General features: G+C 38.8%; 12 protein-coding genes. 6 read left to right on the forward strand and 6 right to left on the reverse strand.

Going from position 1 to position 14,732, the window contains the following annotated elements:
- The first annotated feature begins 40 nt into the window (after positions 1–40).
- From EIP89_RS00365 to EIP89_RS00390, 6 genes are read left to right on the forward strand one after another with little or no spacing between them, the layout of a single operon-like run.
- Positions 41–1,585, forward strand: coding sequence for a glycine--tRNA ligase (locus EIP89_RS00365; protein ID WP_124396671.1), 1,545 nt, complete (start codon positions 41–43; stop codon positions 1,583–1,585).
- 49 nt (positions 1,586–1,634) lie between these two features.
- The gene (locus tag EIP89_RS00370; RefSeq protein ID WP_124396672.1) at positions 1,635–2,294 is read left to right on the forward strand and encodes a metal-dependent transcriptional regulator; all 660 of its coding nucleotides are present in this window, start codon (positions 1,635–1,637) and stop codon (positions 2,292–2,294) included.
- A complete protein-coding gene (locus tag EIP89_RS00375) occupies positions 2,291–3,226 on the forward strand; it encodes a metal ABC transporter solute-binding protein, Zn/Mn family (RefSeq protein ID WP_124396673.1) in 936 nt (311 codons plus the stop codon). The genes EIP89_RS00370 and EIP89_RS00375 overlap by 4 nt, the downstream gene beginning before the upstream one ends.
- Positions 3,226–4,038 (forward strand): metal ABC transporter ATP-binding protein, encoded by an 813-nt coding sequence (locus EIP89_RS00380; RefSeq protein ID WP_124396674.1) that lies wholly within the window; start codon positions 3,226–3,228, stop codon positions 4,036–4,038. Before EIP89_RS00375 ends, EIP89_RS00380 begins: the two co-directional genes overlap by 1 nt.
- A complete protein-coding gene (locus tag EIP89_RS00385; RefSeq protein WP_160160467.1) occupies positions 4,031–5,308 on the forward strand; it encodes a metal ABC transporter permease in 1,278 nt (425 codons plus the stop codon). Before EIP89_RS00380 ends, EIP89_RS00385 begins: the two co-directional genes overlap by 8 nt.
- Positions 5,295–6,155: a metal ABC transporter permease gene (locus tag EIP89_RS00390; protein ID WP_124396676.1), complete on the forward strand. Its 861-nt coding sequence runs from the start codon at positions 5,295–5,297 to the stop codon at positions 6,153–6,155. The genes EIP89_RS00385 and EIP89_RS00390 overlap by 14 nt, the downstream gene beginning before the upstream one ends.
- On the opposite strand, the gene EIP89_RS00395 is transcribed toward EIP89_RS00390, so the two are convergent.
- From EIP89_RS00395 to EIP89_RS00420, 6 genes are read right to left on the reverse strand one after another with little or no spacing between them, the layout of a single operon-like run.
- The gene (locus EIP89_RS00395) at positions 6,152–6,859 is read right to left on the reverse strand and encodes a response regulator transcription factor (protein WP_124396677.1); all 708 of its coding nucleotides are present in this window, start codon (positions 6,857–6,859) and stop codon (positions 6,152–6,154) included. The genes EIP89_RS00390 and EIP89_RS00395 overlap by 4 nt on opposite strands.
- A 12-nt stretch (positions 6,860–6,871) precedes the next feature.
- Complete coding sequence (locus EIP89_RS00400) at positions 6,872–8,326, reverse strand: sensor histidine kinase (RefSeq protein WP_124396678.1); 1,455 nt, start codon at positions 8,324–8,326, stop codon at positions 6,872–6,874.
- Positions 8,307–9,413, reverse strand: a complete 1,107-nt coding sequence (locus tag EIP89_RS00405; protein WP_124396679.1) for a hybrid sensor histidine kinase/response regulator — start codon at positions 9,411–9,413, stop codon at positions 8,307–8,309. The genes EIP89_RS00400 and EIP89_RS00405 overlap by 20 nt, the downstream gene beginning before the upstream one ends.
- Positions 9,410–11,575, reverse strand: coding sequence for a sensor histidine kinase (locus EIP89_RS00410; protein WP_124396680.1), 2,166 nt, complete (start codon positions 11,573–11,575; stop codon positions 9,410–9,412). Before EIP89_RS00410 ends, EIP89_RS00405 begins: the two co-directional genes overlap by 4 nt.
- Before the next feature lie 4 nt (positions 11,576–11,579).
- Positions 11,580–12,296 carry a hypothetical protein gene (locus tag EIP89_RS00415; RefSeq protein WP_124396681.1) on the reverse strand — a complete coding sequence of 239 codons (717 nt, stop codon included), beginning with the start codon at positions 12,294–12,296 and terminating at the stop codon, positions 11,580–11,582.
- A 4-nt stretch (positions 12,297–12,300) separates the two neighbouring features.
- On the reverse strand, positions 12,301–14,571 hold the full coding sequence (locus EIP89_RS00420; RefSeq protein WP_124396682.1) for an Rv1355c family protein: 2,271 nt from the start codon (positions 14,569–14,571) through the stop codon (positions 12,301–12,303).
- Positions 14,572–14,732: the final 161 nt, after the last annotated feature.

The following is a 14,732-nucleotide window of genomic DNA, read 5'->3' on the forward strand; positions in this document are numbered from 1 at the left end:
AAATTTATAGTTTTGCCGTCTGACTTTATTAAAGACAAGAATGAATCAAGATACTGCTCTCAAAGATTTAATCGCTCATTGTAAAGAATATGGTTTTATCTTCCCATCAAGTGAAATTTACGATGGACTGGCCGCAGTGTACGACTATGGCCAACTTGGTGTTGAATTAAAAAACAACCTTCGCAATTATTGGTGGAATGCCATGACAAGGCTGCATCAAAATATTGTCGGAATTGATGCCGCCATTTTTATGCATCCACTCACTTGGAAAGCTTCAGGGCATGTGGATGCTTTTAGCGATCCATTGATCGACAACAAAGATTCAAAAAAGCGATACAGAGCCGATGTGTTGATCGAAGAGCAGATTGAGAAATACAACGAAAAAATCAAAAAAGAGGTAGAAAAAGCGCAGAAACGCTTTGGCGAATCTTTTGACAGAGAGCTTTTTATTTCGACAAACCCAAGAATACAAGAAATTGCCAGCAAGCGCGATGCCCTTCACAAGCGGTATGTGAAGGCTATGGAAGAGAACAACTTGGAGGAATTGCGACAAATCATCTTAGACGAGGAGATCGTATGTCCGATTTCAGGCACGCGCAACTGGACAGAGGTTCGCTATTTCAACTTAATGTTTGAAACCAAGTTGGGCTCTGTGGCTGAAGAGGCTTCACTTATCTATCTGCGTCCTGAAACAGCTCAAGGCATTTTTGTTAATTTTCTTAATGTCTACAAAACCGGTAGAATGAAAGTGCCTTTTGGCATTGCTCAAACCGGAAAAGCCTTTAGAAACGAAATCGTTGCTCGCCAGTTCATTTTCCGTATGAGGGAGTTTGAACAGATGGAGATGCAATTCTTTGTAAAGCCGGGTACTGAAATGGAGTGGTATCACTATTGGAAGGAAGAGCGGATGAAATGGCATCTTTCGCTGGGAATTCCGGCTGAATATTATCGCTTTCACGACCACGATAAACTGGCTCATTACGCCAATGCCGCTTGCGACATACAGTTCAACTTCCCGTTTGGATTTAAAGAGCTCGAAGGCATACACTCACGTACTGATTTCGACCTTGCCAATCATGAAAAATACAGTGGAAAAAAAATTCAATACTTCGATCCAGAAACAAACGAGAGCTACATTCCTTATGTAATTGAAACATCCATCGGCCTCGATCGCAGTTTCCTGGCAATTATGAGCTTCGCACTTCGTGAAGAAACTCTAGCCGATGGAAGTACACGGGTACACTTGAAATTACCCTATATATTGGCACCCATTAAAGTAGCCGTACTTCCGCTCGTAAAAAAAGATGGACTTCCTGAAAAAGCGAAAGAGGTACTCGAACTACTGAAATGGGATTTTATGTGCGCTTACGACGATAAGGATTCCATCGGCCGTCGCTACAGACGACAGGATGCTACAGGTACACCTTTCTGCGTCACAATTGATCACCAAACACTCGATGATAACACGGTAACATTACGCGACAGAGATTCGTTAGAACAAATCCGATTGCCAATTAATGAAGTACACATGTATATCAGCGACAAGCTACATATAAAAAACTATTTAGGCTCACCTAAAAAATAGTTTCGAAGCTAAAATTCACGTATTACTTTTGCTCTGAAAAGGGGCAAAGGTGTACAGTCTTTCTGAAGAAAATTATCTCAAAACCATTTTTGATTTAAGCAACGGAGGTACTACGCCTGTGAGTACTTCTGCCATCGCTGCTGCTTTAGATGCTAAGCCCCCGTCAGTGACTGAAATGATCAAAAAACTCACTGACAAAGGGCTTACGGTATATGAAAAATACCAGGGTTGCTTATTGACAGAGCAAGGAAGGCATCTTGCCGTGCGCATCGTGCGAAAACATCGCCTGTGGGAAGTCTTTTTGGTACAAAATCTGGGCATGGGCTGGGATGAGGTGCATTCGATTGCCGAGCAAATGGAGCACATTCAAAGCGATGCCCTCATCGAAAAACTGGATGAATATTTAGGATTTCCAAAGTTTGATCCTCACGGTGAACCCATTCCTGACCGCAATGGAAACATCGCCCGAAATAACTACGAAAAGCTAAGCCTGATGAACGAAGGTGATTCAGGTGTACTGCGGGCAGTAACGTGCGATACAACCGATTTTCTTCAATACTTGGATACAGAAAATGTTTGCCTTGGATGTATAGTAAAAATTTTAAAGAAATATCCTCATGATAGCAGTTTAAAAATAGAGATAAATCGCACAAAAAGTACAAATATTTCACAAAAAACTGCAGAATTGTTACTTATTGAACGGATATGAAAGCATTGCATCGGATTACTTTGATAATTGTAGCAACATACATTTATTCCTGTACTTCTAATCACCAGACTGATGCGAATAAACCATCTATAGTTTGTACGACTACTATGATTTATGACGCACTGTCGCAAATACTCGATACCACAATGTATGTATCTACATTGATGCAACCAGGCATCGATCCACATACTTATAAGGCCTCAGCTGGAGATTTAAAGCAACTGAAAAAAGCGGATTTAGTTGTATATAATGGTTTAAATTTAGAAGGAAAATTTTCAGAAACGTTAGATGAAATTTCAAAAACGGATAAAGCATTAGCTGTGACGAAATATTTGAAAGAGTCGGATTTGATTTATACCGATGGAACTATTCCCGATCCGCATATCTGGTTTGATTTGCCTCTTTGGCAGTATTGCATTAGAAACACTTTAGACGAAATTTTAAAGCGCTTTCAAAATCAACTTTCAGCTCAGCAAATTCAATTTATAGAGAAAAATGCAGAGAAGTACTTTTTGGAACTAACAGAGGCACATCACGAAGCTTTGAGAAAGTTTGCTGAAATACCTCAGGAACAGCGAGTTGTCATCACAGCTCACGATGCTTTCAATTATTTTGGCAGAGTATATGGGGTAGAAGTAATTGGCTTACAAGGCATAAGTACTGCTTCTGAATTCGGACTGAAAGACGTGGTAGAAATGATTCACTTTATCACCGAACGAAAGATTCCAGCCATTTTCATCGAAAGTACTGTATCAGACCACACTGTAAAAGCCGTAATTGAAGGCTGTAAATCAAAAGGTCATACTCTGAAACTCGGTGGCACTCTTTATTCTGATGCCTTAGGACCCAAGGGGTCAGGCCATCATACCTTATATGGAGCTTTTCGCCACAATGTAGAGATGATTTATCAATCCTTAAAAGCTGGTTCTTAATGGAAATCGACTCATCCTTTGCTATTGAGGTAAACAATCTAACAGTAAGTTATACTCATAAACCTGCTCTCTGGGATGTCGATTTGAGAATTCCTGAAGGCGTACTTTGTGGCATTATAGGACCGAATGGATCAGGTAAATCGACATTACTGAAAACAATTATGGGCCTGATAAAACCCGATACCGGGAGTGTTCGCGTTTTTGGTAAACCAATTGATCAGGTGCGAATGCGCGTGAGCTATGTTCCGCAAAGGGAGTCGGTTGATTGGCATTTTCCGGTTAGTGTGATGGATGTAGCCCTTATGGGCGTTTATTCCAGAAAAAGCATCTTTTCAAAGATTACTACTGCCGATAAAGAAATTGCTTTAGAAGCTTTGGCGAAGGTTAATCTTTTAGAATATAAAGACCGACACATCAGTCAGCTGAGCGGAGGTCAGCAGCAGAGGGTCTTTTTAGCTCGCGCTTTGGCACAACAAGCCGATCTATACATCATGGACGAGCCCTTTGTCGGGGTAGATGCTGTTACTGAAGATGCGATTTTAAAACTTCTTCAGGAGATGAAAAAAGAAGGTAAAACGGTTGTCATAGTACATCATGATTTACAGACTGCTTACGATTTTTTCGACTTTATTGTAATGCTGAATTCGCGGCTGGTAGTAGCTGCACCCAAAGAACAAGCTTTCAACAAAAGGTATCTACAAGAAGCATACGGAAGCAGGCTATCGATTTTAAGCAAAATCAGCGAACTGATAGGGGCTGATGAGTTAAAGCGCACCACAACTGAAATCAATCGCGATGTGGCAGATGCTTGAGCCTAATTTTTTGTGGGTCACAGCTGGCAGCATTTTTCTTTCTTTGGCCTCTTCTGCTGTTGGCACGCATTACTTTTTACAGAAAAAATCTCTTTCGGGCGACGTAATATCACATGCTTTATTGCCTGGGGTGGTTCTTGCTTTTTTGCTCTTTGGTCAGAAGAGTTTCACAGTACTGTTTGTGGGTTCCTTTTTAAGTGGATTATTGTCTGTAGTTGTGATGCAATGGGTGCTAAGCGTCACTTTCATTAAACCGGATGTTTCGATGGCAGTGGTACTGACAGCTTTTTATGGCTTTGGAATTGTTCTGCTTACGTATGCTAACAAGCTTCCTTTAGGCAATCAAGCCGGTTTAGATACCTTTTTGTTTGGGAGAGCTGCTGCTCTTACCCCTGGAGATGTTCAGGCTTATGCCATTTTGGCTTTAATAATTTTAGGCATTCTAAGAATCATTGAACGTCCACTTATCACCATTTCATTCGATTCTCTATTTGCTGAAGCTGCCGGTATGAATGTCCATGCCATTCATAACATTATCGTGGCTTTGATCATCAGTGCTGTAGTGCTCGGTGTAAAAGCAGTGGGTGTAGTGCTGATGTCGGCATTTATAATCTTACCACCCTTTATTGCCCGGTTGCTTGTAGATAATTATAATCGAATGAAGCTAATTGCTGCGCTTTCAGGGGTATTCATGGCCCTTGTTGGCTCAACAGTCAGTTATTATTACTCAAATATGCCCACAGGTCCGGTGATGGTGATAGTAGGCGGTGGTATTTTGATCCTCATAATTGTCATAAAGAATTTGCGCTTAAAAATCAGAAAATACCTATTGCAGCTAAGAAGCGCCAGACAAATTCAGCTCGAGGATTTATTAAAACACTTGTACAAACTCGAAATCGAAGAAAATACTAGGGTTGAAATCAACCTTTTGATTTCTTCGCTATTGGGTAAAAAAGGACTTTTTAAAAACAAAACTGAAGTTAGACGAACGATCCATCGCGCCATTGACCGCGGTATGATCTCCCGAAAAGGAAACTTGATTGCCTTGACAGATATGGGGCTATCGGAGGCAATGAGAATTGTGCGCCTTCACCGGTTGTGGGAGGTGTATCAAGCATCAAAACTCGGCAAAAGAGTGGAAGCCATTCATGCAAGCGCTGAAACCATCGAGCACATCATTCCAAAAAACGTGGAGGAAATGCTGATACAAGAACTCCAACAGCCTCAGAAAGATCCACACGGCAAAAACATACCCTATGATGGACATTGAGATTCTTCTCACAGCATTGTTCCTTTCTTCGGCTGCAGCTTTGGCCGGTTCTTTTTTAGTTCTGAGCGGAAGATCGATGTTTGGCGACGCTCTTTCACATGCTGTATTGCCGGGCATTGTGCTCATGTACCTTCTCACAGGTGAGCGCTCTTTTGGGGGTTCATTGGTAGGAGCTATCCTAACGGCAATAGTAGTTTCTTATTTGATTGAACATCTTCAACACATAAGAGGAATACCATCAGATGCAGCTATAGGAGCAGTTTTTGTAGTTTTTTTTGCTTTGGGAATAATTTTTATAAGTGGTCCTGCTGCTGGAGTAGATCTTGACCAAGAGTGCGTTCTCTTTGGCGAAATTGCATTTGTTCCCTTCGAGCGATGGATTGTTGGTGGAATAGATTTAGGTGCTAAAGGAGTTTGGATTTCAGCTGGCTTATTAGTGTTTGTGGGTTTATTTCTCCATTTCTTTAGGTCTCTATTATCTGTCGTAACTTTTGATACAGAATATGCTAATGCGATTGGCATTCCTTCGAAAAAGTGGCAGCAGCTCTACAGCATTCTTATATCTGTAGTAGTTGTTATAGGTTTTGAATTAGTAGGAGCTGTTTTAATTGTATCGCTTTTAGTAGCGCCGTCAGCTATTGCGTGGTTATTTTCTGCCCGAATCAATGGAATGCTTCGATTAGCAGTTATGGTGGCAATTGTGAGTTCTTTAGTGGGTACTGGAGTCGCTGATGTATTCGATGTTTCCATCAGCGGCTCCATTGCCAGTGTACAGGGAATCCTGTTCTTTATAGCATCGGCAGTTTACCGAAGAAGATTCGCTAATAAGCTTAAAAAGGTTCACTAACCGTTGTTGGATTGCTTTTCGATCAGGCGGAAACCTTCGCCGTGAATATTGATTATCTCGAGGCTTGGATCCTCTTTAATGTACTTGCGAATTTTTGCCATATACACATCCATGCTTCGAGCTGTGAAGTAACTGTCGTCTTTCCAGATTTTCAAGAGCGCATCCGTTCTCTTAACGAGGTCGTTTTTGTGCTTAAAAAGCAGTGCAAGCAATGCAATTTCTTTAGGCGAAAGCGTGCGGGCTTTATCAAAAATTTTGAGCTCTCTTAGTCGGGTATTGATAGTGCAATTTCCAGCGGTAAGCACTTCGGGGATTTCGCTGTCTTTGTTGTCGATTTCCTTGCGATTAAGCAGAGCGTAGATCTTGTGCAATAGAATTTCTGAGTCAAACGGTTTGATGATGTAGTCGTCAGCACCTGACTGATATCCTTTGATCACATCGTCTTTAAGTGCCTTAGCTGTTAAGAAAATGATCGGTGTTACCTTGTCGATCGCCCGAATATCTGCAGCGAGAGAAAAGCCGTCTTTTTTTGGCATCATCACATCGAGAATGATGATGTCGTAGTTGTTAGATTTAAAAAGATTAAGACCCATGATTCCATCACGGGCTAAGGTCACTTCAAAGTTGTTTATTTCAAGGTAATCCTTTAGTACCAATCCGAAGTTGGTATCATCTTCTACCAATAAGATTTTTTTTGTGCTCATTTTGTCGTGTTTTTAATTGTTTTTGAAGGTTACCGTGAAAATGCTCCCCTTGTTGAGTTCACTTTTCACTTTTATATCTCCGTTGTGAAGTTTTACGATTTCTTGTACGTAGCTAAGTCCGAGGCCATGACCCTTTACGTCATGAATGTTTCCGGTGGTTTGTCGGTAGAATCGATCGAAAACTCTTTTTTGTACTTCTGGGGTCATGCCAATTCCTTTGTCTTTTACTGCTATCGAAACTTCGTTTGGTTTAGGTGTAAAGAGTTCTATTTGAATGTCTAAGATTTCAGGTGAATACTTAATTGCATTATCCAGCAAATTTATGATAACATTTTTAATGTGTTCTTTATCTCCAAAAATTCTTGTATTCGATGCATTGTTGATCAACCTAATGTTTCCGTTTTTGCTCTCAATGATGTACTTCATGTGATGTATAGCTTCTTCCGTTACTTCGAGTAAGTCGAAGTTTTCGAGTTTTAATTGAAGTTGTTTTCTGTCGAGCTGAGCAAGTCGAAGTACGATTTCAACTTGCTGATTCATGCGTTTATTTTCTTCTTTGATTTTATTGACGTATTTCATTAATCGCTCAGGATCGGAAATCACTTTCGGATTGCTCATCAGATCTGTAGTCAGCCCTATGGTAGCAATTGGGGTTTTAAATTCATGGGTCATATTGTTTATGAAATCCGATTTAATCCTTGAGATTTCCTTTTGTGTAAGCATTTGATCGACTGTGATATAAAAAGTAATAATTATGATCAGGATCAAAAAGAAAGTCAACGCAATAAGCCAAAATACACTTTTGTAGAGAAACGATTTCTTTTTTGGAAAATAAAGAAAAAGCCATACAGGTGGCGACATCACATCGTATCGAAGGAGCATAGTCTTGTATTCTACTCGAGCTGGGTCAAAATTTTTTGATCGAATTTTAGTCAATTGTTGTTTCTCATAGATTCCGTACTCAAAGGGAGTATTGATGTTTTTAAATGCTAATTCGCTTTTGATCAACGAATCAAGATTGATTCCTTCCAATCGTTCATCAATTGATTGAAAGGTGAAAAAATCAGTCATCATCAGTTCTTTTACAAGCGAATCGACTACTTGAATTCGGCGCTGATAAAATTTTTTCAAAGATTTATTAAAGCTCTGCGCGATATCAGTTTTGTCTAATTGTTCTGAGCCCGACTGACCTGTGCCAGGCATGTTTTCAAATACCTCGTCGATCGACTCTACTAATTCATTTTCATCAGTGGATTTTTGAAGATTGAGTTTTTGGATGATTTTCCGAAATTTTTCGCTGTTGTCTATTTTTTCTGCTACTCGGTTTAATGCCTCGTTTACATCTCGATCTAAGTTGGTTTCTGATAGCTTTAGGGCAGCATTCATCCATAAAACTTGAATGATTATCACCCCAAAAAGTGCTATCGAATTTAGGCTAATAATGAATTTAATGTTCTTGAATTTCAAGTAGATGTTTTTTGTTTGGCAAAGTTATGCAAACAGTAGTACCCACAGAAACTTCTGAACTCAGCTCTATGTGACCTTCCAACTTTTCTACAGCTTCTTTTACTAAATAAAGCCCAACTCCGTTTCCAGAAATTTCTGGTGAAACGCGGAAAAACATGTTAAAGACTTTTTCCTGTAATTCATTCACTATGCCTTCTCCATTGTCGCGTATTATGATTTTCGCCTCTTTTTCATCTGAAAATACTTCGATATTTACCTCGGGATTTGTTATGTCTTTGCGTCTAAATTTAATGGCGTTCGAAATTAAATTCCCGAGAATAATTCTCAATCTAAACGTATCCGTAACGAAGTCACACTTAGAATAGATGCTGACGGATGTCTTTATGTTGTTTTGATGTATTTCAAAAGAAAATTCTTTCAAAACAGATTCAATAAAACACTTAAAATCAATAGCCTGGTAATCGAACACATCCTTCCCGTTTTGATAATATTGAACTATTGAACGAATGAAAGAATCTAGCCTAATGACGCTATCTTCGATCATTGAGAAATACTGGATACTCAACGGGTCGGTTACATCCTCTCTAGCCATATTTAATAGCCCTTTAATCGTAGTAATTGGGGCTCGCAAATCGTGAGAGGCAGAATATATGAATCTATTCAATTCTTCATTAGTTTTCTCAAGTTTTTTAATTTGTTCGCGTATGGTTTCACCGGCTAAATAATATTTCACTGCATTATCAAGAATCAAAGCAACATCGTTCAGGTCCCAAGGTTTTTTTATGTAGTTGTAAATATGTCCTTTGTTTACAGCATCGATTACTGCACTGATATCAGAATAAGCAGAGGTCAGAATTTTAATGGCATCTGGATGTAGTTGAGATGCCGTATATAAGAATTCAACACCCGTTACAATGGGCATTCTTTGATCAGTGATGATTATTTCTGGCTTTTCTCTTTTGATGATATCAATGGCTTCTTGCTGATCGTGTGTTACAAAAACTTCATACTTTCTTCTAAAGGCAGCAAGGAATGACTGCAAGTTGCCAAGTTCGTCGTCTAAATAAAGTATTTTTATTTTTCTCATTGTGTTTCAAGTATTTCGGGTATTTCTGCGAGTTTTTTATAAATGTACAGTTTGAATGTAGTACCTTTACCATATTCGGAATCAACCCAAATTCGTCCATAGTGTTTTTCAATGATTTTATAAACGATTGACATTCCAAGACCAGTCCCTTCACCTACTTTTTTGGTCGTAAAAAAGGGTTCAAAAATTCTCTTTTTAACATCTTCAGTCATTCCAATGCCATTATCACTAATTTCAACTACAAAATATTCATTTTCGTGATATGTTTTAATTGTTATTTTTCCAAAATCGTTTGCCTCATAAGCTTTTGCATTTATGGCATCTATTGCATTTGAAAAGATGTTCATAAAAACTTGATTTAATTTACCAGGATAGCATTCGATGTCTGATTCTTTGCAATAGTCTTTTTCAACAATAATTCTGTTTTTAATTTTATTGTTTAGCAGCACAAGTGTGGCTTCAATATTTTCATTAATGTTAGTAAATTTTAACGCGTCTTCATCCAAACGACTAAAAGTACGAAGGCCAACTACAATTTCAGTGGTACGTTTGGCACCTTCTTCAATTCCTTTAAGCAAGTCGTAAATTTCCTTTTTAATGTATTCTAAATCGACCTGCTTTTTTAAAGAAACGATTTCTTTAGCTTCCGGATGGTTGTCAAAGGTTTTTTCATATGCTTCAAGTATTTCCAGCAGATCGTTTATGTCGAGTTTGAGAGGTTGAATGCCACTTGTGATAAAGTTGACCGGATTGTTGATCTCATGGGCAATGCCGGCGGTTAGCTGACCCAAGCTTGCCATTTTTTCTTTATCCACTAATTGCGATTGAGCTTCTTTTAATTCCTGTAGGGTTTTTTCCAATTTTTGATTGGTCTTTGAGAGTTCTTCTGTGCGTTTTTGTACTTTTTCTTCAAGGATGATGTTTTGTTCACGTATAAGTTTTTCGTTTTCTTCAGCTTTTAATAGGGCTTGAAGCTGTGAATATTCTTTTTCTCGCTGTAAAACTTTTATCTTATCTGCTAGGGCAAATGATAGTAATAGTACTTCAATGCCTGAGCCGATGAACATGGTATATTTTGTAAAATTGTTGTAAGGAAGAATTCCAAAATCTTTCATGGAAAATACAAAAATCCCCACCATAAAAATACTCCATGCTATTAGATAAAATTTGGCCGAACGTATACCTGAAATGGCCATTCTGATTGAAATGTAAAGTATGATAATAGCTACTAATCCCTGTGCAGGAAGTAGAATTTGATAGCCTATTTTAATCGATGAAAAGAGAGTAATTAAAATCACTAAAACATATTGGTATATAAATAAATTTAATATAAAGTAAAAGTTTTTGCTGTATTCTTTAATATGGAGAAAGCTAATCATGAAAAGGATTCCGGTAATACTGGCCAGAGCTGAAAAAAGCGTTGGTGAAATCTCCATTAAAAATGGAGAAAATTGAAAATACAGCAGATGTAATCCGTTAAAACTCGATTGAGCCACTCCCACAAATAATGTGTGAATGACATACCATAAATAGGATTTATCTCGAATAGTAATGAGCAGAAAGAGATTGTACAAAAACATTGAAGCGATTAGCCCTACATATAGACCATTTATGAGCAAATAATTTCTCTCGATATCTCTGTTGTATTCAATCGATTCTAACTTTAGTGGCACGAGCATTTGCTCTTCATTGTGAATCTGAATATACACCTCTAATTCATTAGAATCATAAAAAATTAAACGATACACATGGTCAGTACTGCGCACATCTCTTTTGTCAATGGTAATATGCGTATTACATGTTTTTTCTATTGTATCTTTTTCAGAAAGTATGTAAATTTTTGAGCTGTGTAAAATAGGATTTGCAATTCTTAATTTTATGGAATCCCGAGTACTGTAATTTTTTACTTTAAATCGCACCCATAATTCTCCATTTATATTTCCAAAATTAATGCGATTATCTGTTGGTGATTCAAAAGGTTTATTTACAACATCCTTTAATTTTAATCCATACACATTTGAAATGTAAAATTGTGAAAACTTATTGATGTCAATTACATCTTCACCTCGGTATTCTATTATTGGAATATTTTGCTCTGATTTTGCACTATTTATACTACTGAAACTAATTACTAAAAACGCTAATTTTATAAAAGTTTTCATATAACTAAAAATCTAGTTGATATTCGATAAATAACTCTCCTTTTGGTCCTTTTTCCTTGCGTATTTGTCTGGGTTTTTCTCTTAGTGAAAATACAACTTGTCTGTCGTTTTCATCAGCAGCCTTTAGAGTATCTAAATCGTTGCACACCATAAGCGTAGCGAGCATATCAGGCTTGGGGTACTCAAATTTTCCTTCCATACCCAAGGATGTTTCAACCACAAAGCCCACATTTCTTACCATTTGAACTGTAAAGGGGGAGCAGAATACAAATAGGGTGTCTATTTTTAGACGCTGAGCCAAAGTTACTCCAGCTTTTGCAACGCAAGCCTTTGTGAGCAACCAAGATACGCCTCTTCCGGCTATGGCTTTTGAGTTCCATAAGCCGCATAGTTCGGCTACTTTACGTCCGGCATCAAGCTCTCGTTGAATGTACTCTTGAAATCGAGGCTCAATATCCTGAAGAGCCTCTTCTACTGGTAGAGGTTGAAAGTCATTTTTTATTTGGATGCGTGCTCCGCCAAATATTCTGATTCCATCACTGCTCTCTGCCACGATAGGATACACATCTGGATTATCTACCCATTCGGCTTTGGCAGATGTAACTTTTGGAACACCGTATTCCTCTAATACTTTTTCGTGACCTTCTACGTATTTAATGCAGGCTTCTCGATCGTCGATCGAACGAAAGGCTCTAATTCTAAGGTCGATTTCTTCCTTCATCGATTTATGCGGTGTAATGAGTGAATATTTGATGAATTGGAAGTCGATAGGATTTTTTCACAACATCGGTAGATTTAAACAATCGAAATACAAATCCAAAGGTGTAATCTATATCCAATTGGAATAGTTTTTTGAATTTATCCTCTGCCTCGGTCAATAAGGCATTCTGCCAAGGTCGATGGTATGTGTTGGGGTACAATCTATTTCTGTACATCAAAAATGTTATCGGACTTACTGGTTGAAAGCCTATTTCGTATTGTGCTGCAAGTATCCAAATTTTCTCCACAGTTTTGCCCAATTGTAGCATTTGGTCGCGTTGGCACCCGGGAGATTGAACCATCATGAGTGCTCCGGATTTCACTACGGTTTCGCGGCTCATTTTTTCGAGTCCTTTGCCTAAGCCCCAGTCGGCAGTAAGCGATAAGGCATTCCAATCGCGTAGAACTCTGAAGGCAGCTCTATCGCTTACAGTAGGATTTAAGGTTTCGATGTCTATTCCATCACAAGTTTCTCGGGCATGTGCATCATTCCAACGGGTTTCGCTCATAAAGTCGTGATGAGCCCACGGATGGGTCAATCGGATGCGATCTGCAAGACCGACGAGCTTGGCAAATTCTTCGATGTCGGATCTGTGAGTGAGGAGTTTAATTTTTTGACCGGGGGCAAGCTGATTTTCAGCTTCTTCAAGGAAGTCAGCATCTATTTTTTCGATGCTTCCTTTTAATCGGTTTGTATGACGCTCGTACAGATAATGCACCTTAGCAACTGAAGTGAAATCATGGTTTTCAGTTCGCCCAACAATTTGTATGGAGGCAATCAGATTTGGGAATTCATGATTTGAAACGAATTGAAGGTGGGTTTTAAGGTGAAGTGCCTTAGCAGCAGTTTCAAAGTTTTCGAGCGCTGCTCCTAAGGCCAAATAACTGCCTAAATGATCGACATCAAGGAAAGAAAAAGCTCTCTTTGGGTTTAGAAACAGATAAAAGGTATCTTCGAAAAGCAACCACTTCCAGGGTTGCACGTTTCCGCCGGAAGGGGCCACTGCGGCTGCACGTATCAAGGATTCGATTTCTTCGGTCGATAGTCTTATGTACTCGTTTTTCCTTGGCAATTGTTTGACAAAATGATGGAAGTAGAGGTTCCAATCTGGCTCGTCAGGAGGTTGAGGAATGGTTGGTTTTGCCTCGCCTGCTGATTTATCGGGTATTAGCTCTTCAAAGTCTAAATAGTATCTACCACTTTGGGTGTATTGGTTTAGAAAAATTCTTCGCGCCGTATCAGCTCCCATAGCTCCGCCCAGAAATACGCTCGATGCTAATTGAGGCCAGGTGTTGATGGTTTGCTGCACTTCGAGCATACTTGCCTTCAGACGAGCACTCATCTGTTCAGCGCTCACCATATCGAGTATATAGGGAATCTTCTCTTCGTTTGTGAGTTCAGTGATAGTGTCGGGATTTAGACCTTCGGCCAGGCCATGGAGTATTGGGCGTAGAGGTTCGAGGTCGAAGCGCTCTACATCGAGCATACCTCTATCAGAGGTGTCCATCAATACTGGAATACCGAGCTCTCGGGCGCGATGACGAGCGATGATTTTAATGTCAAGTCCGTCGCATTCATCTACGAGCAAGTCGATTTTTCCATCAGTGAGTAAGAAGTCATCGAGATTTTCACGCGTGATGCCTTCCGGGTAGATTTTTACTTTTATAAAAGGATCTATTTCCGCTATTTCTCGAGCTGCAATTATTACCTTTTTTAAGCCAATGTTGGTTATGCCTGAACGCAAGCGGTTGATATTGCTCAGTTCTAATTCGTCGAAGTCAGCTAAGCGGAATTCCGTGGCTGAGCGTTCCATAGCCATTGTAATGGCGATTGTTTGTCCCACTGACAATCCGATGATTCCGACTTTTTTAGATGAAAGAATTTTTTGTTCTTGTGGAGTGATTTTGTACTGATTGCGCGATGTTCGTACTTTAACGAAGTCTTCTTCTGAAGGAATTCGACATGCTGTGTTTTTCCAAGGGTAATATACCCAAATATCTGATTTTTCTTCTAATTTTTGTTGGATAAAATCTTTTGATTTTTGTTTAAATAGAGGATGTTTTGAGGTGATTTCTGGATATAATATTTTAAATAATTCGTGGTAAATGGATTCTCTTAAGTCGTAAATAATGGGATTTTTAAAGTCTTTTTGTGTGCTCTGAAATTCATCGTTTGTAAAAAATTCTGCACGCCAATGTTCGATGGTATTTTCTATTGGAGTAATATTTAAATTCATAGTGTGGAATTTTTTTAAGCCCACCTTGTGAGCGATGCGCTAAAATAGAAAAATTTCGATTTTACAAAAAAGAAGCTAAGTTTTGCAAAAAAATTATTTTTTTCGACAAAGGAGTACACTGTTCAATCTTTCTGTTTTTTGTTTAAAAAATTTAATCTAAA

Origin of the sequence: Thermaurantimonas aggregans (genome assembly GCF_003851885.1) — a bacterium.
Taxonomy (GTDB): domain Bacteria; phylum Bacteroidota; class Bacteroidia; order Flavobacteriales; family Schleiferiaceae; genus Thermaurantimonas; species Thermaurantimonas aggregans.